Origin of the sequence: Paenibacillus nuruki (assembly GCF_001721045.1) — a bacterium.
GTDB classification, from domain to species: Bacteria; Bacillota; Bacilli; order Paenibacillales; family Paenibacillaceae; genus Saccharibacillus; species Saccharibacillus nuruki.
Genome location: NZ_MDER01000034.1, coordinates 94,225 through 115,862, shown reverse-complemented (window position 1 = coordinate 115,862; position 21,638 = coordinate 94,225). Strand labels below are relative to the sequence as shown.

At 38.6% G+C, this 21,638-nt stretch carries 27 protein-coding genes; 7 read left to right on the top strand and 20 right to left on the bottom strand.

Translation table 11 applies throughout. The features are described from left to right. Window positions 1–181: 181 nt before the first annotated feature. The 5 genes from PTI45_RS09140 to PTI45_RS09120 form a co-directional block, all read right to left on the bottom strand. Window positions 182–1,219: a BMP family lipoprotein gene (locus PTI45_RS09140; RefSeq protein WP_069327251.1), complete on the bottom strand. Its 1,038-nt coding sequence runs from the start codon at window positions 1,217–1,219 to the stop codon at window positions 182–184. A gap of 408 nt (window positions 1,220–1,627) precedes the next feature. Then, window positions 1,628–1,987, bottom strand: coding sequence for a 50S ribosomal protein L20 (gene rplT, locus PTI45_RS09135; RefSeq protein ID WP_069327250.1), 360 nt, complete (start codon window positions 1,985–1,987; stop codon window positions 1,628–1,630). Between the two features lie 26 nt (window positions 1,988–2,013). Next, window positions 2,014–2,214 (bottom strand): 50S ribosomal protein L35, encoded by a 201-nt coding sequence (gene rpmI, locus PTI45_RS09130; RefSeq protein WP_069327249.1) that lies wholly within the window; start codon window positions 2,212–2,214, stop codon window positions 2,014–2,016. A gap of 15 nt (window positions 2,215–2,229) precedes the next feature. Further along, window positions 2,230–2,724, bottom strand: a complete 495-nt coding sequence (infC, locus tag PTI45_RS09125) for a translation initiation factor IF-3 (RefSeq protein WP_069327248.1) — start codon at window positions 2,722–2,724, stop codon at window positions 2,230–2,232. A 455-nt stretch (window positions 2,725–3,179) separates the two neighbouring features. Continuing rightward, the gene (locus PTI45_RS09120; protein WP_069327247.1) at window positions 3,180–4,427 is read right to left on the bottom strand and encodes a glycosyltransferase family 2 protein; all 1,248 of its coding nucleotides are present in this window, start codon (window positions 4,425–4,427) and stop codon (window positions 3,180–3,182) included. 696 nt (window positions 4,428–5,123) lie between these two features. Between PTI45_RS09120 and PTI45_RS09115 the strand changes: the two genes are divergently transcribed. After that, complete coding sequence (locus PTI45_RS09115; RefSeq protein WP_069327246.1) at window positions 5,124–5,651, top strand: phosphatase PAP2 family protein; 528 nt, start codon at window positions 5,124–5,126, stop codon at window positions 5,649–5,651. Window positions 5,652–5,770: 119 nt separating this feature from the next. Beyond that, window positions 5,771–6,904 (top strand): MGDG synthase family glycosyltransferase, encoded by a 1,134-nt coding sequence (locus tag PTI45_RS09110; RefSeq protein WP_069327245.1) that lies wholly within the window; start codon window positions 5,771–5,773, stop codon window positions 6,902–6,904. A 37-nt stretch (window positions 6,905–6,941) separates the two neighbouring features. Here the strand turns inward: PTI45_RS09110 and trmB are convergent, their stop codons facing one another. Beyond that, the gene (trmB, locus tag PTI45_RS09105) at window positions 6,942–7,649 is read right to left on the bottom strand and encodes a tRNA (guanosine(46)-N7)-methyltransferase TrmB (protein ID WP_069327244.1); all 708 of its coding nucleotides are present in this window, start codon (window positions 7,647–7,649) and stop codon (window positions 6,942–6,944) included. A 469-nt stretch (window positions 7,650–8,118) separates the two neighbouring features. Here trmB and mnmL point away from each other — a divergent pair, with 469 nt between their 5' ends. From mnmL to PTI45_RS09080, 5 genes are all read left to right on the top strand, one after another. Beyond that, window positions 8,119–9,075, top strand: coding sequence for a tRNA modification radical SAM protein MnmL/YtqA (gene mnmL, locus PTI45_RS09100; RefSeq protein WP_069327243.1), 957 nt, complete (start codon window positions 8,119–8,121; stop codon window positions 9,073–9,075). A 1-nt stretch (window position 9,076) separates the two neighbouring features. Continuing rightward, complete coding sequence (mnmM, locus tag PTI45_RS09095; RefSeq protein ID WP_069327242.1) at window positions 9,077–9,670, top strand: tRNA 5-(aminomethyl)-2-thiouridylate-methyltransferase MnmM; 594 nt, start codon at window positions 9,077–9,079, stop codon at window positions 9,668–9,670. Between the two features lie 54 nt (window positions 9,671–9,724). Then, window positions 9,725–10,114, top strand: a complete 390-nt coding sequence (locus PTI45_RS09090) for a VOC family protein (protein WP_069327241.1) — start codon at window positions 9,725–9,727, stop codon at window positions 10,112–10,114. Window positions 10,115–10,199: 85 nt separating this feature from the next. Further along, on the top strand, window positions 10,200–11,168 hold the full coding sequence (locus tag PTI45_RS09085) for a type I phosphomannose isomerase catalytic subunit (protein ID WP_069327240.1): 969 nt from the start codon (window positions 10,200–10,202) through the stop codon (window positions 11,166–11,168). Window positions 11,169–11,322: 154 nt separating this feature from the next. Next, entirely contained in the window at window positions 11,323–12,279 is a 957-nt protein-coding gene (locus tag PTI45_RS09080; protein WP_069327239.1) for an alpha/beta fold hydrolase, read from the top strand. 61 nt (window positions 12,280–12,340) lie between these two features. Here PTI45_RS09080 and PTI45_RS09075 read toward each other — a convergent pair whose 3' ends face one another. The 14 genes from PTI45_RS09075 to PTI45_RS09020 form a co-directional block, all read right to left on the bottom strand. Then, window positions 12,341–12,979 carry a LysE family translocator gene (locus PTI45_RS09075; RefSeq protein WP_069327238.1) on the bottom strand — a complete coding sequence of 213 codons (639 nt, stop codon included), beginning with the start codon at window positions 12,977–12,979 and terminating at the stop codon, window positions 12,341–12,343. A 177-nt stretch (window positions 12,980–13,156) separates the two neighbouring features. After that, a complete protein-coding gene (locus PTI45_RS09070; protein WP_245703464.1) occupies window positions 13,157–14,557 on the bottom strand; it encodes a phytase in 1,401 nt (466 codons plus the stop codon). A 126-nt stretch (window positions 14,558–14,683) separates the two neighbouring features. Continuing rightward, window positions 14,684–15,148: a GNAT family N-acetyltransferase gene (locus PTI45_RS09065; protein ID WP_069327237.1), complete on the bottom strand. Its 465-nt coding sequence runs from the start codon at window positions 15,146–15,148 to the stop codon at window positions 14,684–14,686. 175 nt (window positions 15,149–15,323) lie between these two features. Then, window positions 15,324–16,061: a Bax inhibitor-1/YccA family protein gene (locus tag PTI45_RS09060; RefSeq protein ID WP_069327236.1), complete on the bottom strand. Its 738-nt coding sequence runs from the start codon at window positions 16,059–16,061 to the stop codon at window positions 15,324–15,326. A gap of 87 nt (window positions 16,062–16,148) precedes the next feature. Then, window positions 16,149–16,877 carry a hypothetical protein gene (locus tag PTI45_RS09055; RefSeq protein WP_069327235.1) on the bottom strand — a complete coding sequence of 243 codons (729 nt, stop codon included), beginning with the start codon at window positions 16,875–16,877 and terminating at the stop codon, window positions 16,149–16,151. Further along, window positions 16,874–17,368 carry an NUDIX hydrolase gene (locus tag PTI45_RS09050; protein WP_069327234.1) on the bottom strand — a complete coding sequence of 165 codons (495 nt, stop codon included), beginning with the start codon at window positions 17,366–17,368 and terminating at the stop codon, window positions 16,874–16,876. The genes PTI45_RS09055 and PTI45_RS09050 overlap by 4 nt, the downstream gene beginning before the upstream one ends. Before the next feature lie 13 nt (window positions 17,369–17,381). After that, on the bottom strand, window positions 17,382–18,152 hold the full coding sequence (locus PTI45_RS09045; RefSeq protein WP_069327233.1) for a tetratricopeptide repeat protein: 771 nt from the start codon (window positions 18,150–18,152) through the stop codon (window positions 17,382–17,384). 27 nt (window positions 18,153–18,179) lie between these two features. Then, on the bottom strand, window positions 18,180–18,710 hold the full coding sequence (gene msrA / locus PTI45_RS09040; RefSeq protein WP_069327232.1) for a peptide-methionine (S)-S-oxide reductase MsrA: 531 nt from the start codon (window positions 18,708–18,710) through the stop codon (window positions 18,180–18,182). Between the two features lie 171 nt (window positions 18,711–18,881). After that, the gene (locus PTI45_RS24540; protein WP_273593517.1) at window positions 18,882–19,004 is read right to left on the bottom strand and encodes a hypothetical protein; all 123 of its coding nucleotides are present in this window, start codon (window positions 19,002–19,004) and stop codon (window positions 18,882–18,884) included. Window positions 19,005–19,145: 141 nt separating this feature from the next. After that, entirely contained in the window at window positions 19,146–19,457 is a 312-nt protein-coding gene (locus tag PTI45_RS09035; protein WP_069327231.1) for a hypothetical protein, read from the bottom strand. Between the two features lie 31 nt (window positions 19,458–19,488). Continuing rightward, window positions 19,489–19,911: a GNAT family N-acetyltransferase gene (locus tag PTI45_RS09030; RefSeq protein ID WP_175425154.1), complete on the bottom strand. Its 423-nt coding sequence runs from the start codon at window positions 19,909–19,911 to the stop codon at window positions 19,489–19,491. Between the two features lie 105 nt (window positions 19,912–20,016). Then, window positions 20,017–20,517 carry a DinB family protein gene (locus PTI45_RS09025; protein WP_069327229.1) on the bottom strand — a complete coding sequence of 167 codons (501 nt, stop codon included), beginning with the start codon at window positions 20,515–20,517 and terminating at the stop codon, window positions 20,017–20,019. Between the two features lie 39 nt (window positions 20,518–20,556). After that, window positions 20,557–20,739 carry a hypothetical protein gene (locus tag PTI45_RS23890; RefSeq protein WP_175425153.1) on the bottom strand — a complete coding sequence of 61 codons (183 nt, stop codon included), beginning with the start codon at window positions 20,737–20,739 and terminating at the stop codon, window positions 20,557–20,559. Window positions 20,740–20,880: 141 nt separating this feature from the next. Next, on the bottom strand, window positions 20,881–21,594 hold the full coding sequence (locus PTI45_RS09020; RefSeq protein ID WP_069327228.1) for a DUF4309 domain-containing protein: 714 nt from the start codon (window positions 21,592–21,594) through the stop codon (window positions 20,881–20,883). Window positions 21,595–21,638: the final 44 nt, after the last annotated feature.

Here is a 21,638-nt window from a genome sequence, read left to right as displayed (position 1 = left end):
TGATTGGCATAGACGTATGATTAACAGTCTATTACCGAAAGCTAAAAACATCGTATTTTCCCAAACGACAATCAACATTATACTGAGCCATCCGGCTGTAAACGTGACAACAAGGCTAGTATCTGTTAACCAGCCTTGTTGTTTGTTATTTATTTAAGAACATTCCATCATGAAAAAGAAATTACTCGCTAGGAACAGTCAATTCGCCGCTAACAATTTTAGCTTTGTATTCATCAGCCAATTTGATTACATCAGCAGGAACGTTTTTGGAAGAAGTATCTGCTAAGCCTACGCCATCCTCTTTAAGTCCCAATACTTCTGTACCACCAGCAAATGTACCGTCTACGACTTCTTTAGATACTTTCTCTACAGCAACGTCTACACGTTTAACCATAGAAGTCAAAGTCACTTTATCACCAAATTCTAGTGATTGGTCTTTATCTACACCGATAACCCATGCTGTTTGACCAGAGTTAGAACGGGAAGCTGCTTCATTAAATACGCCTGTACCTGTACCACCAGCAGCATGGAAAATGATATCCGCGCCATCGTTGTACATTGTAGCTGCTGCTGCTTTACCTAGATCAGGCTTATCAAATGCACCTGTGTAGTTTACAAGCAATTCAGCATCAGGGTTTACTGCTTTAATACCTGCTTTAAAACCAACTTCGAATTTTTTGATCAATGGGCTATCTACCCCACCGACAAATCCGATTTTGTTGGATTTTGTCATTTTACCTGCTACAACACCTACTAAGAAGGAACCTTCGTTTTCAGAGAATGTTACAGATTTAACGTTAGGAGCATCAACTACACTATCAATAATAGCTAATTTTGCATCTGGATTTTGTTTAGCTACAGTAGCAATACCATCTGCTAAGCTAAAACCAATTCCCCAAGTTAAGCTGTAATCGCCTTTTACAAATTGATTCAAGTTAGGAATATAATCCTGATCGGATTTACTTTGCAGATATTTCACTTCTGCTCCGCTTTCAGTTTTTACTTTTTCAAGAGCTTCCCAAGCAGATTGGTTAAATGATTTATCATTTACGCCACCTACGTCAGTTACCATACCAATTTTAACATCGCTTTTTACTGCTCCGCCTGTAGCATCGCCACTCCCTGCGTTGTCAGTACTGTTGCTTTTGTTCCCACAAGCTGCTAGTACCAATGAAAATGCTAGCAACATAATGAGTGAAAGTTTGTACGCCTTCTTCATGAATCTTTTTCCCCCTTAGAAGTATAAGCTATGATCTGCTGCCTCTCTGTCTGGATACGAACATTTTTACCCTTATCGAGCTCAATATTCGTTATAGGTGCAGATTTAACAGTCGATGAACAAATTATACAATCAAGTGGTAAGAAAATCTACTATTTAAATTACTATTGGTTAATTAATTTACGATTTTATTTTCTGAAAGCGCTTTATTATGTAAAAATATACTATTTAATGTTAATCTCGTGTAACATTATCGTTCATAGTCTTTACACGTTTTACGTTTTAATGCGTTAAACTGCTATTTATGTGTTATGTTTTATTACTATGTATACTTTTTAGAATAATTTGCGTATAAAAAGAGCCACCGGATCATCCGACGGCTCTTTATGCAACACAGAAGAATAAATCTTATGCGTTAATTTTTTCTTTAGCTACAGTAGCCAATGAGTTAAACGCGTTAACATCATTTACAGCCAATTCAGCTAACATTTTACGGTTAATATCAACACCAGCCAATTTAAGACCGTGCATCAATTTGTTGTAAGATAATCCGTTGATACGTGCTGCTGCGTTAATACGAACGATCCACAATCTGCGGAAGTTACGTTTTGTCTGACGACGGTCACGGTAAGCATACACCAAAGATTTGTTAACTTGCTCTTTTGCTGTTTTAAAAATACGGTGTTTGGAACCGAAGTAACCTTTTGCTAATTTAAGAATTTTCTTATGTCTGCGACGTGTGACGAATCCGCCCTTCACTCTTGCCATATCAGTAAACCTCCCAGTAAATTAAATTATTTAAGATTAGATAATTGTTGTTTCAAACGTTTTACATCGCCGCTAGACATCAACGGGTTTGTTCCCAAAACGCGTTTTTGACGTTTGGATTTGTGAGAAAGCAAGTGGTTTTTAAACGCTTTATAACGTTTGATTTTACCTGTTCCTGTAATTTTGAAGCGTCCTTTTAAACTACTATGAGTTTTCATTTTAGGCATTTTAATATCCCCCTTTTAATTTTTCGGCGCCAAGATCATGATCATGCTGCGGCCTTCTAATTTTGGTTGGCGCTCAACTGTGCAAAGTTCTTCAACTTCAACTTTTACACGATCCAATATTTTTTGACCAATACTTGCATGTGTAATTTCGCGACCGCGGAAGCGGACCGAGCATTTCACTTTGTCGCCATCTTTTAAGAATTTTACAACATTGCGGAGTTTAGTTTGATAATCATGCTCCTCAATGTTAGCACGGAACCATACTTCTTTAAGATCAACGATCTTTTGGTTTTTACGTGCTTCTTTTTCTTTCTTCTGTTGCTCATAACGGAATTTACCGTAGTCCATAATGCGACATACAGGTGGTTTCGCTTGTGGAGCTACATTTACAAGATCCATGTTCAAATCGATTGCCATCTGCAATGCTTCACGAGTAGGCGTAATTCCGATCTGTTCACCTTCAGCACCAACCAGGCGTACTTCTTTAACCCGGATTTCGTCATTGATCATATGTTCTTTACTAATAACTTTCCACCTCCATATTATGATCGTGCAACTATAATAAATATACAAATTAAAAAGGGATGCAGGTCTAGTCACCCGCATCCCTTGATCAGCTAATATCCATAACAAGACAAATCTTGTCAATAAATCTCAGATCAATGAACCAGCCGACTATTATCGGGCAGGTGAGAAGCAAAGCTTCTACTTTATATATTCTCAATCACGTACTAAAATATTGTATCATATCTATTTGATATATACAACCCTTTTTATAAAATAAATTAAATGCCTATCAAACATACATTTAGACTCATCGTATTCATCACATTCTATTACATAAACCATCTATCTAATTATAGTAGAAATTATGTTATAGGCCATGTATAAACAAAAGACCGATATAACAACTTAGCTGTTATATCGGTCTTTTTTAATTGTAGCTATATTGCATTACATGGTTATTAACCTTGTTTGCTTTGTACTTCTTCCAAACGTACAACACGCGTATGTTGAGTGTGACTCCATTGCTTGTTGTTTTGTGTGAAGAAAGCATAGAACGTAATTGGCCACCAAGATAGACCGTAGATTGGGAATAACAACAAGTATAGATATACTTTCCAAGACTTCACTTTTTCTAATGCCATTGCAAGAATAAAAGTAACAACATTGGCACCAATTGCTGTAATAGCTACCCACATTGGCAAGTAGTTATAGATTGTAGCGATATGTGGTCCACCTAGAATAGCTGTATCAATCCACATTGCCGCAGTCATTAAGAATGTAACTAAAACAATATATACGTTGACACTATACAGTGCCAAGTCGAATTTGATAATACTCATTTCTTTTACACTTTTCCATAGTAGCGGGAAGAAATAACGACGAGCTACTGTAAAGTGACCTTGCATCCAACGCAAACGTTGACGAGAAGAAGCTTTGAATGTTAACGGCTTTTCATCAAATACTTTTGCATCATAGCTAAAACGTGGGTAAATTCCTTTTTCTGCACAACGCATTGTAAATTCTAAATCTTCTACAAGACTTGTTGCGCCCCAGCCGATTTCTTTCAATAGTTCATTTTCAAAACACATTCCTGTACCACCAAGGAAGTTCGCCATATTCAAATTATGACGGGACAATTGCCATAGACGGTTGATGTACCAGTAAGATACGCCATAAGCAGCAGTGATCCAAGAATCTTCTGGATTTTTTGTATCAATATAACCTTGAATAACGCGTGCACCTTCACACATGTCGTTATTCATTTCTGTCAAGAATCTGTGGTCTGCCAAGTTATCAGCATCAAACATAACGATACCATCATACTGACGAGGCATACTCCACAATTCTCTTAGCATCCACTCGATCGCGTATCCTTTACCACGTTCTGCTGGATTAGTACGTACACAAGCATTCATTCCGTGACTACGTACGATATCTGCTGTACCATCTGTACAGTTATCACAGATAACAAACACATCATATAATTCAGCCGGATAATCCATATTTTTCAGATTTTCCATTAGTGCTCCAATAACGGTTTCCTCATTATGCGCTGCAACAAGTACCGCGAATGATTTCTGTGGAGCATGATCCGGTCTTTTTTTCCTTTTAACAATTCCAAATAGCGAGAATGAAAACTGATATACACCGATAACTGCCAGCATAACCTGGAGCACGATAAATATAGCATCAATAACGTTTCCCATAATAACTGTGAACCTCCTTAAATTTTAAAACCCCAATATAACAAATTCACTCTTTTTCTCTAGATCACTAATTTCAAGACGTCACATTTTAAATTTAATTTTTAGCATGAGTCGCTTTAAAACTTTTCACCCCAGATGATTATACTATGACGAACATTAAAGTTATGTTACAAAACGATTACAAGCGACATTAAGATTTTGCACATTTTTTGTGGATTTGTCAAAATTCTAAAAGAGGGTATACGGTTAAAAACCATGGAATTACGACCAGTTATATGCAATAAATGTTACAGAACAAGGTTTAACGCCATTTTATGCCTGTTTATGTTCTATTTGCTTATTTTTATTGCTAATGGTGTTTGATTTGTATGAGGATCAATAATGGAGCTATAGTGACTGTGAAGCTTGTGGTTGTATTTCTTTGAATTTTTAAACGTATTTAATTAGGTTGAACCATCTTATTGATAACGATTTACATATTGGTTGAACTCGATGTGAATGACTTTAGCCATTCTCGGGTAAGGGTAATAAGAAATACTTTTGGATTATTTTGCAAATCAGGTTTAAACTATTGGGTAACTTACAAAAGTTGTATCTATTTTAACACTCTGTTAACGTTATAAAGCTTGAAAAGCGTACTGAATAAAAATATGATGAATATAAGCCGAAAATTGGCAATTAATACGGGGGTCTCTCATGCGTCATTTTCTTATTCGCCTACAAACGATGGAGCAACACATTTTCAGATGGTTTAACTCAAGACTTCATAATAAGTTTTTAAATCTTTTCTTTTATTACTTAACGAATCTAGGCGGAGCGACATTTACCATTATAGCTACTCTGGCGGTATGGCAATTCGCACCCGCACCTTGGGGCCGCGCAGGACTTCAAGCTGCTGTAGCATTAGCCATTAGCCATGTACCTGTAGCTATCGTCAAAAAGCTGTACCCACGTATTCGTCCTTATCTGGCTATCCCAGAAACGATTACGTTCCGCAATCCATTAACAGACCATTCGTTTCCATCAGGACATACGACAGCGATCTTTTCTGTTACTGTTCCATTTATGTTGACAGATCCACTCATGATTCTGTTGCTGTTGCCATTCGCACTGATTGTTGCTGTATCACGTATGTACTTGGGATTACATTATCCTTCAGATGTACTGGTGGGAGCTGCGATCGGAACATCGGTAGCGATGGGTACATTTGCATTATGGCCATAAAAAAGCTATTCTAGCAATATTACCGGATTGTTACAGTAGTGTTACAGAGAAGGATTAATACTTATCCTTCCTCTACTCCATTTTATTAGAGAATACCTTGCAGAAAAGGTGAATTGGACGTGTCAAAATATAGAGTGCTGCTTTTGTCGGAAGGTTTTGGTTCGGGTCACACACAGGCTGCTTATGCATTAGCGAGTAGCTTACGCAAAATCTCGCCGAATATTCAGACTAAGGTACTGGAACTCGGTAGTTTCCTTAATCCTAAAGTGGCTCCATTGATCCTAACCGCATACAAAAAAACGGTCATCTCGCAACCAAGACTTGTGCGTATGATGTATCGTAGCCAATACAAAAAATCGATCAATCGGCTAGCTACGCTAGCTTTGCATCGTCTTTTCTATACACATACTCATAATGTTGTTCGGCAGTTAAAGCCAGATGTGATTGTATGTACGCATCCGATTCCCGGAGCAGTGATTTCACGGCTTAAACGTTTGGGACTGCGTACACCATTATGTATGGTCATTACAGATTACGATGCTCATGGAACATGGGTGAGTCCAGAAGTGAACCGTTATCTAGTCTCTACACCTGATGTACGTTCCAAATTAATACAGCGTGGTGTACCTATTCAGAAAATTGAAGTCTCTGGTATTCCTGTACACCCTAAGTTCTGGGAACATACAGGCAAAGTCGAATTTCAACAGAAGTTTGGACTCAAAAATATGCCGACTGTGTTAGTGATGAGCGGTGGTTGGGGATTGATGAGCGATGATGTGGTCAATGCGTATCTCACCAGCTTCAGTGATAAGATCCAATTTATTTTTTGTTTTGGTAACAATGATAAAGCGTATCGCAAAGCTGAGCAGAATGTGAACTTTAATCATCCTAATATTCATTTAATTCGATACACCAATGAAATTGATCAATTGATGGAAGTTTCGGATCTTCTTGTAACCAAACCGGGAGGAATGACATGTACAGAAGGATTAGCCAAAGCGATCCCGATGTTATTCTATAATCCTTTACCCGGACAAGAAGAAAAAAATTCTCAGTATTTCACGCAACAAGGTTGGGGAGAACCGATTACATCGATTGATGTGGTTACCGAATGGATGGAATTGTTGATCAATGATTATGATGCTGTGGTAGAACAACGTAAGCAAAATATAGCTCAGATTGATCGTTATAATCCAACGCAAAGTGCCCATAGTATTGCTGAAATGGTAGAAAAAAGTAAGGTCTTATCCTAAGTCGCTGGATAAGACCTTACTTTTTTTGTGGTATAAATCAATATTTATCTAAACGCATCACTTGATATTCACGCAATACTTCTTCACCGATCAGTACTTCACAACGATGAATATTCATGCCTTTTCCCATAAATTTAGCTTCGTATTCTGTCATCACATGCTCTTCATTGATCCCATCGCGATGAAGATTCAGACTCAAATTGGTCATTTGTAGACCATAATCTGCAAATGAATTCAAAGAGAACTCAAACAATGTTTCAGAATCGGTTTTGAAATGAATTTCACCACGAGCATTTAACAACTTACAATACATTTCCAAAAAGCGTGGATGTGTTAAGCGACGACGACCGTGTTTCTTTTTCGGCCATGGATCACTAAAATTAAGATAGATTCGCTCGATCTCACCCGGTGCAAAAACCTCTTCAATCTTCTCAATATTCGCGCGGGCTAGCTGAATCGTTGTAGGTTCACCACGCTCTGCTTCTTCCCAAGCTATTCTTGTTTTTTCACTGGCACGGCGTACCAATTCATCGTACATATCAAATCCAATATAATTGACATTTGGATGCTTAACGCTCATCTGGCTAACAAATCTTCCTTTACCCATGCCAAATTCAACATGAATCGGTAGATCATTATCGAAACGCTCTTGCCATTTTCCTTTATATTGTTCAGGATTCAGCACGACTAAATCTTCCTGCTGCTCCAATCCTTCACGTATTCCTTTTCTACCTCGTAAACGCATGTCGTTCCTCCGATTTCAATGGTGTATATAGTTATCCTACTACTAAGGCATTATTGTGACGAAGAAATGAGAAAAAGTAAAGCATTTATCTGCATATCTATCTGTAAACAGGAAAAAAGGATCTCCCTTCTCTGCAAGCAGATTAGAAAATCCTTTTCTCTATATTTGGAATTGGGGTCCAACAAATTTAGCAATCATAGTCTACCATTTTTTGCTCAAAAATTAAATGATTTGTTGTAATAAACTATGAAAAAATAAAGCTTTTAAGTTGTTTCTAACAATGATTACCCCTTTTTTAGTCGAATGAAGCGAGCCTTACTTTTAAAACATTTATTTTGTGAATAATATTTGGAAGTTCGTCACCTGCCGCTATCTTTTAAATAAAAATGTTTGTTACAATATAACCTGAATTAGACGTATGATTCATACTTTAAATATCGTAATCAAGAACGATCGAAGGAGCTTCACTATGCTTACAACTCAAGCTACCTCCACTCCCTTATTATGGAGTGATAAAAGGTTCCATACGTGGAATACCGAAATGCGTGAACAATTTGGAAATAAAGTATTCAAAGTCACCTTAGATGCTGGATTTACCTGTCCCAATCGTGATGGATCAATCGCCAAAGGGGGTTGCACATTCTGTAGCGCTCGCGGTTCAGGAGATTTTGCAGGCAGTCGTCGTGATGATCTGGTCACTCAATTTAATCATATTCGTGATCGTCAGCATCAGAAATGGCCTCATGCTCAGTATATTGGTTATTTTCAGGCGTATACAAATACATATGCTCCTGTCGAACAATTACGTGAGTACTTTGAAATTATTTTGCAGCAACCAGGTGTGGTCGGATTATCAATAGCGACTCGTCCTGATTGTCTACCTGATGATGTAGTCGATTATTTGGCTGAATTGAATGAACGTACTTATCTATGGGTCGAAATGGGATTACAAACGATTCATGAGTCTACTTCAGAGCTAATCAATCGTGCTCATGATAGCCAATGTTATGAAGAAGCGGTCGCCAAGTTACGTGCTCGTGGTATCCGTGTCTGTGCTCATATTATATATGGACTGCCTCAAGAAACGCATGAGATGATGTTAGATACAGGTCGTGCTGTGGCTCAAATGGATGTACAAGGCATCAAAATTCACCTGCTCCATCTTATGCGCAAAACACCGATGGTTAAGCAGTATGAAGCAGGATTATTACGCTTTTTGGAAAAAGACGAATATATTAAGTTGATCGTAGATACGCTTGAAATTTTACCACCAGAGATAATCGTGCACCGTCTTACAGGAGATGCACCTCGTGATCTATTGATCGGGCCGATGTGGAGTCTGCGAAAATGGGAAGTGCTTAACGGGATTGATGATGAATTGAAGCAACGGGACACATGGCAAAGCAAATATTGGAGAGCACTTTGATATGGGATTTCTGTCTGTTTTAAGTTATGCTCATAAATTAGTATTGGAACGTCTGGATGCTCATTCAGGTTATGCGATTGATGCGACTGCTGGCACAGGTGTAGACACGCTGATGCTTGCTAAAGCCGCTGGAAGACGTGGACAGGTATTTAGCTTTGATATTCAACAAGATGCACTGGATCGTACACAGGAGCGTTTAGATAAGGAAGACCAAGCTAAGCTTGCTTCTGTGCAATTGATTCTGGATAGTCATGCTACAATGAGCCAGTATATTCCTGAAGCTCAGCATGGTAAGATTCAAGTGATCATGTTCAATCTTGGGTATCTGCCTACAGGAGATCTGAGTATTATTACTGAACCTGAGTCTACATTGACGGCTTTGGCTTCTGCTTTTGACTTATTAGCTATTCGGGGAATACTCACCATTGTTCTCTATCCCGGACATGCTGGCGGAGCAGAAGAAGCAAAGGCTGTGCAAGATTGGGCTTCTTCTCTGCCTGTCGCTGTAGCACAATCGATTATTTATCGACAATTGCAACGGCAAGATGCACCTTATCTCATTGCGATTGAGAAAAAAGGATCATCAACACCATGAATAAGTATCCACTGCTGTATTGGAAGTAACATTATATTGAAGGAGTGAGTATTGATGGCTGTACGCAAACTAGAGCATGTAGGTATTATGGTAAAATCGATCGAGGTGTCGATTGCTTTTTATGAAGATGTTATTGGTTTGAAACATCTCGAAAATGCTGGACATATCGATGAGTATATCAAACTCGCTTTTCTTGCTTTTCCAGATCAATCGCAAACGGAAATCGAATTGGTTGAAGGATACACAGGTGAGCTCGCTAATGAAGGCAAGGTACACCATGTGGCTTTTGCAGTAGATGATATTGAACAAGAATATGTACGAATTCAAGCCTTAAATTTGCAAGAATTAGATGCAGAGATTACCACTCTTCCTAATGGCAGTCGCTACTTTTTCTTTAGTGGTCCTGATGGAGAGCGTCTGGAATTTTTCCAATCGTCACGTTAAGATAGAAACAGACCGCTTAGAGACACAGACGGCATGGGATACATAGAACAGTTGTATACCTATTACACTTGGAGGAGAGATAATAATGACTAATCCATACCCGCTTCAATTTCAACCGGAATTTAAAGAACGTGTGTGGGGCGGACGTGCCCTTGAACAATTTGGCTGGGATATTCCTGAAGGCGTGATCGGTGAAGGCTGGATGATCGCAGATCACCCGAATGGTACCACTTCTGTTATCGGTGGCGAATTAGATGGTGTAAGCTTAACTGAACTTGGACAACGATTCGGACGCGATTGGTTCGGCACCAAAGGTGTATCTGAAGTCAACGGACGTTTTCCATTATTAATCAAACTATTGGATTGTAATGACGACCTTTCTGTTCAGGTTCATCCTACAGATGATTATGCAGGGCTTCCTAAAGGGGAACTCGGTAAAACAGAAATGTGGTATGTGCTTGCGGCGAAGCCTGGTGCTAAGATCATTTACGGTCTTAAAGAAGGCGTGACTCGTGAATCCTTAGCAGAAGCGATTGAGAATAATAAAATTACAGATACATTGCAAGAGGTTTCGGTAGAAGCAGGCGATACATTCTATATTCCTGCCGGTACTGTACATGCTTTGTGCGCAGGAGTACTGGTTGCTGAAATCCAACAAAATTCAGATACAACGTATCGTTTATACGATTATGATCGTCCTGGATTAGATGGTAAACCTCGTGAGCTCCATATTGAAGATTCACTCAATGTCATCGCTTATGAAGGCGCTGGCGCAACGACGATGAAAACAGATGGTCTTGCAGCTGGAGAATGGTTAGAACTCGCTGCTTCTCCTTACTTTATTGTTGAAAAAGGGGTCGTAGATGGTGCTTGGTCATTATCAACAACCGCAGAAAGTTTTACTATTCTAGTCATCGCTGATGGTGAAGGTTCGATTGCATGGGGCAATGAAAGTGTCCCTGTCAAAGGTGGACAATGTTTCTTATTACCTGCTAATCTAGGCGACTACACATTAGATGGTCATTGCACGGTTATTCGTTCTTATTTGCCTTAAAAAGACAGAACAGTTCTAGTTAGCTTTGATTCAATAATGGGAATAAATGGTTAACATTAGTTAGATTATAGGTTCCAAGTCAGACAACAATAGACCTGTACAGATCTACATCAATTATGTAGATTTGTACAGGTTATTTGCAAGGAGGAATACGATGCTAGAACGTACATTTAAAATGACTGATCCTGAAAATGTAGCTGTCCATGTATATGAATGGCTTCCAGAAGATGATCAGAATCATCGACCTTTACGCGGAATTGTTCAGATTACTCATGGCATGTCTGAAACTGCAAAACGATACAAACGATTCGCAGAATCGCTAACTGAGCAAGGATTTATAGTCTATGCTCATGATCAACGTGGACATGGATTAACGGCTTCAGGGCCTGAATATTTAGGCGATCCAGGAGATAACGGATTTTATTGGATGACTCAGAATGTGATGCAATTATCTGAGTGGATTCGAGATCATCATCCGAATACACCCCTTTTTATTATGGGACATAGTATGGGTTCATTTATTATTCAAAAGGTGATGTATGAGCAACCTGATCTGTATGATGGATTTATGTTGTCCGGTACAAATGGAAAGCGTAATCTACTCCGTGTAGGTAAGCAGATTGCTCATCTTCAGCAACGACTGCGTGGACAAGTACATCGTAGTCTATTGTTAAATATCATTGTGTTTGCTTCATACAATAAAGGGCTCCCACGTCCACGTAAAACGTTTGATTGGTTATCACGTGATCCTGAAGAAGTATCTTTATTTATGAATGATCCACTTTGTGGGAAGTTACCTTCTGTTCGTTTTTATGTTCACTTTTTTGAATTGTTGTTAGAGATTCATCAACCCGATCATATGAAGCGTATTCCACCGAATAAGCCTGTGTATTTATTTAGCGGCGAACGTGATCCTGTCGGACAATACGGTAAAGGGGTCAAGCAGTTGTATCAACAATATCTTCAGTTAGGGTTAGAAGATGTGAAGCTCGACTTGTATTCAGACAGCCGACATGAGACGCTAAATGATACCAATCGTGATGAAGTGACTGCAAATGTGATTCATTGGCTCAATGAACACCTATCCACTAAACCCGTTACATCCAAATAAAGCCATCTCTCCTATGCTATGTAGGTAGAGACGGCTTTATTTTTTTCAAAATGATAAAGAATTACGATGAAACATTACGCGAAGTACGTAACAGATTCAGACCTAATAATATAAAAATACTACCTGTAATCTTGTTCATATATGTAGAGATACGACTGGATTGAAGACGCTGTGCCATTTTACTAGAAAACAGAACCAATAACATACACCATAGTATCCCGGTCGTGCTAAAAGTAAGTCCGAGCAGGATAAAAGGAATTGCTCCATACGTCTGTTCAGGGCTGACAAATTGAGGGATAAACGCTAAGTAAAACAGCGCAACTTTGGGATTCAGTACATTGGTCATCATGCCTTGCAAATACACTTTACGATTGCTTTGTGACTCTACAGCTTGCATCGATGGTTTATCTTCGTGCCGAGCCATAATCGAACGAATACCCAACCAGATCAGATAGGCAGCCCCAATCCATTTAACAATATTAAAAGCAAGCGCAGATTGCATAAGAATAAGAGAAAGTCCAAGACCCGCAAGTAATGTATGTACTAATGAACCTGAGACAATACCATATACTGACATGATCCCTGCCTTTTTCCCTTGAAAAATACTACGACTTAAAATATAAATCGTATCACTGCCCGGTGTTATATTGAGCAAAATACTAGACAAAATAAAAATCCAATAATGTTCGATTCCCCACACGGTTACTCACTCCTATCTTTTTTATATTTGAAGATTATATCTGCTTTGAAGAGAAATGGGTATAGATAATATAAAAAAATACAGACAACAGCATCTTGAAAGATACTTTTGTCTGTATGTGTAGAAGTAAACCCTACAACTATTTAATAAATTAGTGTATAGCGATACATCTATACCTTATTGACGATTTTCTAATTTTCGTGGATCAGGGCTAGTGTTGGTCGTCATATCTACACCTTCATGTAGACCCGCATCAATCGACTGCCATGGTACAAGCTTGAAGTTTTGATTAAGCTTTTTACCATTTTGCAAATTCTCATCATCTTGAGCAATAAATACACCATACGGATACTGGCTACCCATATTCGCACCTAATACATCAATACCATCGGTTTCTGTCGTGCCATCGATACCTTTGCCATCGTTAATCGTAAAGTTAGCGATGTATGGATTGTTATTCTGGCGATCATAGACAGCATACGTGTTATTACCTTGACTTGAAGCCATCAAGTAACCTGTTCCATCTGCACCATAATAAAGGGTTAAACCTTCGATATCATCATGGAGACGACGACCATCTGCAACATCGACTGTGCTCAAAGCTTTGGTACCACCATCAGGTTCTGCACTGTATTTCCAGATCGCTGCATCTTCTTCAGCAATATATAATGTGCCATATTCATCATCAGCAACCATACCTTCTGATTGCGTATCCAGCTTGAATTGACGTACCAATGATCCTTTTACTTTGCCTCTACCATTATCCATTAATTCATATTGTTCGAATTCGCCTTCTTTACCCAAAACAAGCGCATAGTATTTGTTTGTTTTTACACTATGGTACAAGCTAAATCCGTATACTTCACCCATTTTGGATTTGATTGGTGTAGCAAGGATATTTTGAAGTGCGCCTGTCTGACCATTAAACGAAAAGATATCAATCGTATTGCTTGAACGATTGGTCGCACCAACAATATCCACTTTTTTACCGTTCAATGGAAAATCGTAACGAAGGTCGGTATTGTTCATTTTACCTGTAGGATAAGATTGTAACTCTTTGCCTTTCAGATCATAGACCAACATGCCTCCGCCTTTGTTCGTAGCAATAATCTTGCTGTTGGCTGCGTTGGATGGATCAAGCCAGATCGCTGGATCATCTGCTGCATCTTCACCTGACTCTACAGCAGCTGTCTCGCCTGTAGGCTGAACCGAAAATACAGGGATAGCATCAGCAGGATCATTGAATTTGGCATTTTCAGCAGTGATCATTGTCAGCAAGCTTTGTGGAATATAGGTAGCTCCCTGTTGTAAATGAGCAGCTTGTTCCAATACGCCGCTTTTGCCAGCCAGTCGGTATTTCTTCTCACCCACTGTAATCGAACCTGTAATTCCATTTTTCAATTGGAAAAAGGCTGCTTTATCTTCTCCGTCCCAGTACATTTTGCCACCGATAGCCTCGATCGATTGTCTAAGCGGCACGGATGAACCTTCTGCTGCATGTACCAGCGGACTCGCTACCGCTGCTGTAATACTAATTCCTGCCATCAATAAAGCCGTTTTACCTATGTTCTTCAACATTTCATCTGCTCCTTGTCGCGATTACGCTATGTATGGCGTGTCATACCCATCGATTTAAATATAGGCGATGATTGTTAGCGTGGAGTCTGTATTGTGTAAAGTTCAGGTAAAGCGCTAGAATAGTATTTATTTATCCAAATCAAGCTTTTTCTCATAACATAAACTAATACCATCATCTTTATAATCCGCAAAGACAGGAATACGATAATAACCATTGCGTTCGTAAAAAGCTGTCGCTTCAAATTGTTCTGCACCTGTCTCCAAGCGAATCCATTGACAACCCTGTTCAATCGCTCTCTGCTCTAATGCTTGTAGCATTTTACCAGCAATCCCTTGTCTACGATATGTAGAGTCGACGAAAAATCGTTTCAATTCTACACTGTCTGCATCCAATGAACGAATAGCACCACAACCTGCTGGTGTATCATCTACATAAGCCACCATAAAAGTAGTTTTAAGGGTATCAGGATGATCCAGATCAATTGTATAAATATTTTCTTCATCATACCGCTGTAGTAGATCTTCATCTAATGCCTGAATTAATCTTCTCAAATGCTGATCAGTAGGTAGAACTTGTTCTATACGAACCATAGATATAACACTCCTTTGATTATAGGGATTATGATGCTTTTATATGGGATAACGATAATAAGTTTGATTTAGTATAAGGGTCTTCCCGATTTCATTCAAGGTATAATACAAAAAGCCTTGCTCCTATAATTAGGAACAAGGCATGATGAATAGACTATAACGAATATACTGTAGATTAGTTACGACTATTCAGCTTAGATAACAAACGCAGAATTTCCATATACAACCAGATCAAGGTCACCATTAGACCAAAGGCTGCATACCATTCCATATACTTAGGTGCACCTGATTGAGCTTCAGTCTCAATGAAGTGAAAGTCTAGCAATAAGTTCAGTGCAGCAATCGCTACGATAAATAAGCTAATCCCGATACCGATCCAACCAGTTTCATGAATAAACGGTACACTGATTCCAAAAAATCCTAAAATAATATCAATCAGATAAACAAGTGCAATTGAAGCCGTACAAATCACGATACCTAGCGCAAATCCTGGTGTGACTTTGATAATACGTAATGTATAAATAGCTAGCATCAAGAATAATGTCCCTACCGTAATCAGAATCGCATTGATAACAATTCCCGGATAACTATAATCGGTCCATGCTGAAATCGCACCTAACATCAGTCCATTCAAAATCACATATAAAGGTGCTGTTACAAAGGCTGCTCTTTTGAAAAAAATAGTAATTAGCGAAGTCACCAGACTACCGATCAAACCTACGATCAGAAAACCAGTCACATCTTGTCCTTGATAATACAAATACCATGTGTACACTGCTGCAACCATTAGCAAAGCAAGAAGTACCATTGTTTTTCCAACAGTACCGCCAACCGTCATTGCTCCTGCTTTAAAATCACTTTCTTTAAAATCCGAAAATGCTTTTTCACTAAGTGCTGGATTGTTTAACGCCATACGATCATCTCTTTTCTGTCTAAAATATAAATAACCCCTCTACATCATCGTTCTACGGATGACTTGTTCATTATAGGTGGGAATGATTCATTTGGACAACCCCACCCATTTGGCACGTAACACAAATACTTCTTTGTTATTTTTGATCGTTTCAGCTAGATTGCTACTTGTCATAGTGTGTTGACCATCATTGTTGACACGCATAGAAAGATCAACCGTCGTATTGATCGGAATTGATCGCTGATCCAACAAGGTACTCGACATGGATGTAGAAGCATGTACTGGAAGATATGTATACTCTAAGCTGGTAGAATTTAATCCCACTTGAATCATAATCACAACCGTCTCATGGCGATTATCTTCTCTTTTAGAATAAGAGCTAATCGACATTTCTTTTTCTCCGTCTGGAATAGCAAAATTGTTATACAGCATTTGTTCTTTGAACTGTCCATTACGATAATGATCGATCCATGTTCGCACGGTACTTACTTTTTGCTGATTTATATTCACTTTCGCGATAACGATATTATCCCATGTCTGTGCTTGTAACTTTTGATATTCAGCATCGGTATTCGGTACAACATGTAATTGGATCATTTTCTGTTGTTTTTTCGCTTTTTTTGTAGCTTCTTTGGCTTCATACTGTTCGATCAGATCTGTGGTTAATCCTTTTTCTGAAGTGGGTGCCTCAGTAGTATTGGTTACAGGTCGATCAGGTGTTCGAATGACTTTAGCTGTTACCGGTTGTGTGGGAGTAGACTGATTTTCACATCCAACCAATACAATAAGCAACAATACGATAATGGTTTTTTTCAATCGTTTGGATTCCTTTCGGTGACAGCATCACGATCACTTCCTAGAAATGATTGCGTAAAAGATTGAATAATAGGACGATCAGGTGGATTGATCATCTGTGGTAATACAAAAAGGTCAAAAAATTGTAATTCTTGGACTTCAGAACATTGCGCTTGAAGTGAACCTGTATACTCTCTACATACGTAAGCTGCTACAACATTATAGACTTCATCCCCATGCGGATATTGATAATATAGATCAGGGCCGGAGAAGATATCCAGTAGCTGCAAATGCACAGCTACCAAACCTGTTTCTTCTTCTAGTTCTCGCTTAGCGACTTGTTCTAATGTCTCGCCAAGTTCCATACTTCCACCGGGTAATCCCCAGCAATGATTATCTACACGCTTTTGCAAAAGGATCTGTTGTTGATCATTTACTAATATAACAGTAGCACCAGCCATAATAAGAGGTCTGCTTCCTACAACTGCTCTTAGTTCAGTGATATAGCTCATCCACCTTTGCTCCTTATTGAACAGCTATAATTTGCTGTTTGGTCTGTCGTGCTATTTCTCTGCCTTCTTCATCCAGCGAAGCATCTAACATCGCAAACCATGTATCAATATCCATTTTATCTTTGCGAGCTGTTAAAATAATTTTGGCGGCTTCCATCGTATGAGGTAACATAGGCACTCCACGCATATATAAGAACGTATCATCTGTAATATGAAGTTGCTTATGGATATCAACTAATTCATTTAATACTTTAAATGCACGATCATATTCCTTAGCATCTGCAAGTGCACGGCAAGCATAGTACATCATCTGCGGAATAGGTACACCTTCATCATTTTCAGCGTGTGCACGTAATTCTTTGGCTTGTGTATAAGCTTCCATGCCCTGATCGATTTTACCTGCCAGAATAGCCGAAGTCATTAAATTAAACCAATCATTGATATCTCCATACTCATTGCATAACCATTCAAATGTAGCTCGTGCTTGTTCATATTGCTCTAATCGAAAATAAGACAAAGCAGTCAAACCATACGCTTCTTTCACCACATACGTATCTAGAGAGGAACGATAAGGTTCAACTTCTTGCAAAACTTCACTAAATTTCTCTTGTTGAAACAATTCACGCAACCGATCCATTTCTTGAAATTCAGGATTGGCTAGATTCACTTTCTGTGGTTCTGTAGCAGACTCTGTTGGAGAAGTGGAAGTCTTTGGTGTAGACTCTTCATGAGATTCATTCGTGTCATCTGACTTTTTACCAAACAGTGAACGTAACTTTTTCATTATCTATTCTCCTCTACTCTTGCTATTTTAAGACTGTTGCCAGTTGCTATCAATAAATTCGTCCCGACCGGATTGCTCACGATCTTCTTTATAATGTTTTGGATTCTTTTTGTGATAATCTTGATGATATTCTTCAGCAGGATAGAACACAGATGCAGGCAAAATTTCAGTGACAATCGGTTGTGTAAATCGACCACTTGCTGCCAGTTCTACTTTGGACTGAAGTGCTAATTCTTGCTGTTCTTCATTATGATAAAAAATAGCGGTACGATACTGTGTTCCACGATCTTGGAACTGTCCGCCATCATCGGTTGGATCGGTCTGTGGCCAGTACAATTCTAACAATTTCTCGTAAGCAAATAATGACGGATCAAATGTAATTTCAACGACTTCATAATGACCGGTATTGCCTGTTTTGACTTGTTCGTACGTTGGATTTTTGATATGTCCACCTGTATATCCAGATACGATTCCATGAATACCTGGTAATTCTTCGAATGGAGTAACCATGCACCAGAAACATCCTCCGGCAAATGTAGCTTTTTGTAATTCTGACATGTACATAATCCCCTTCTGTGTATGAGTAGGTTAAATATATCTTCATTATACGTATGTTTAGAAAGCATTACAAAAGCCGCAACACTTAGATGATCACTCATCTATGCTTGCGGCTGATTTTCAAAAAAATCATAGGGCTTATCGATTGATAAGACGATTATAGACTACCTGCTATTTCTGTTCAGGAATATAGACGACAAACCCGCTATCTTCACAAAACACATCACTGAATTGATATACCTGTTTGTTATCGACAAACAACCATTCCAGCACTCTACGGATGACTTGCAGCATGATAGTCCCCTCTCTTCATTTCAACTTCGCCTATGTGGCTTATCGTCATTTTAAGGGGGAGAACTATCGTTGTCAATCCAGATTTTTGTAAATAAAAATAGAAAATATCAACGCAGTGTAAACGCTCTAATATATACAGCTTTATGAGGAAGATATATCAAAGTAATGACCAAATATTCCTAACGATTTGATCGTCAAATTTCCTTTATTGGTCGAGTATTCATCTGTCGTTTTTTTATAAAGAAACAAATGACGTTCTGTTTTGTCTTTCCGTTCAATCGCTTGTCCATTAATACTACAATCTCTCGTTACTGTATCACTTGTACACTTTAGATTGTATTGAGTGGCTAACCATTGATTATAAGACTTTTCACTTGGGACAGTAGCCACCATACTCAAAATCAGTGCAAAAAAGATCAATATCAAAATCCATTTTTTTCTTTGTTTCGGCAAAACAGAATCAGCTCCTATACATGTGAGAACATTATAATACTTTGTAATGAGTACGATGTGGATCATGAGAATCCGGCTTAAATCCTAGCGCTAGATAGAACTGACTGGCTTGCTCACTATCTGCACGCAGTACCAGTATATTATAGAACTTGTTTGCTTCAGAAGTCACTTTTTGCACCAATTGCGTACCAATTCCTCGATGACGATAGTCTGGATGAACATACAATCGGCGTACACGACCTGTAGATTGATCGGAAAAAGGATCTTGATTCAGTCCGATGACACCGACAATCTGCTCTTGTTCGTGGGCAATATATAGTACTTCGCCTTGACCTGAAAATGTATTTTCTCCTGACTGATATTCGTTAACCAATCGACGGATATGTCTAAATCCTTCTTGTTCACTTTGGAGCACCAAAGGTTCAAGTTCCTCTACTTTCAATTCTTTAATCACAGAGATCATCGTATGTATAACCTACTTTCCTTATCAAATAAATGCAAATAGATCATATCCCTGTATGACAGTAGGAATATGATCTGTATGAATATACTATGTTATTTAACGATGTTCAACTTTGGACTTTTTACTTTGGTTAATCATCGTCTCAATGCGTTCATTACCAAGAATCTGACGGAAATGATGAATCATATGTTCAATATAATCCGCAGCTAACCAGTCGAGTGTCGCACTTTCACCGGAAGGCAAAATACCTTCTTTGGTATAATCTTCTTCTGGAATCTGTGCCAGTACAGTAGCAATCTGAACATTACGATTGATCCAGAGCTGAATCACATCATATGGATCATAACTATTATGATAATCATTCAGTTCTACCCAGCGATCTTGATCATATCCTTCAAGTGGAATCGGATAATCCGACAGAGCTATTTTGACAAAGCGTATATAATTATTCGCAGCCGAATCACATAAGTGACCCACAATTTCTTTTTTAGACCATTTGGCAGGATGCGCTTTGGCGCTGAATTCGTCTTGAGGAATACGGTTCAATTCGGTCTGAAAATGCAATACCAGATTCTGAAGTCGTTGACTATAATTCATTGAAAATCCTCCTTTGACAAAATAAGATCCTTTTTGAGCTTAACGAATATGCATGCCAAAATAATACTGACTGTTGTTATCTTTATTCCATGTCGCAGAAAGTGCATGCTGCACATCATCATCAGACTTTTCAGGTAGTGAATACTGTCCAGATTGATTTAGTTCTACTGGAAAGTACTCCCCATTTTTTACCATGTATACTTCTATTTTAGCAGGCTTCATTGGAAAGTCGACTTTTATTTGTGATCCAGGAGCAAGTGAAATAGACTGACTCTTTATCTGTTGATTTAACAATTTATGATCAAAACAAAAAGACACTCGTAAAGAGTGCCTTTCTATATCTATATGTTGCTTATTTGTGTATTACTGAATCTCTTCATACAACCGAACATATTGTATCTTTTGAGTTTGAGTATGATACGAAAAGACAAGAAAATACTTAGGAATATCTTGATTGGTCATTTGATACGTAGCTTCTGCTGTATAAGCTACATCTTTAGACGTATCATTTTTTTCATCAGGCTTACCCAATTCAGTGATAATAGTATCCATTTTCAACTTTTTATAAGCGTCTGCACTAGATGTGAGTTCCACTATTTTGTCTTTTCCATCGAAAGCCACATCGAATGTACCATAACTCAACATTGGAACATCCGTATCACCTAATTCTGGCTTCCCTTTTAATTGAAATAATGTCTCACGGCTTGATCCTAATGCTAGACCTTTAGGCAAATCAGGCAATGTGCCTTCTTTAGCAGCTTTGAGAATTGTTGTTCCTGAAAAGGTATCTGTATCGTCTGTATCTTCACTTTGTGTTGACTGTTCGGGAATAGTCTCTTCTGAAGATTGTGGCTCTGCTGTCGCCGGTGTAGACGCTGTGACGGACGGTTCTACAATATTATTGTCAGATGGAGTCGTGGATCCAGAAGTTGTAGGTGTTGCTTGTTGCTGAGAATTACCACACCCTGCTACGATCATCAAGCCTACGATCAATAGACTGATTTTCCATAGACCTGATGATATCTGCAATCGACTCCATTGTTGGTTATCGTTATTTTTACGTGTAGACCTATTCATTCTCTGTTCTCTCCTCTTTGTCAATGATTCGTTAGGTTTAGTAT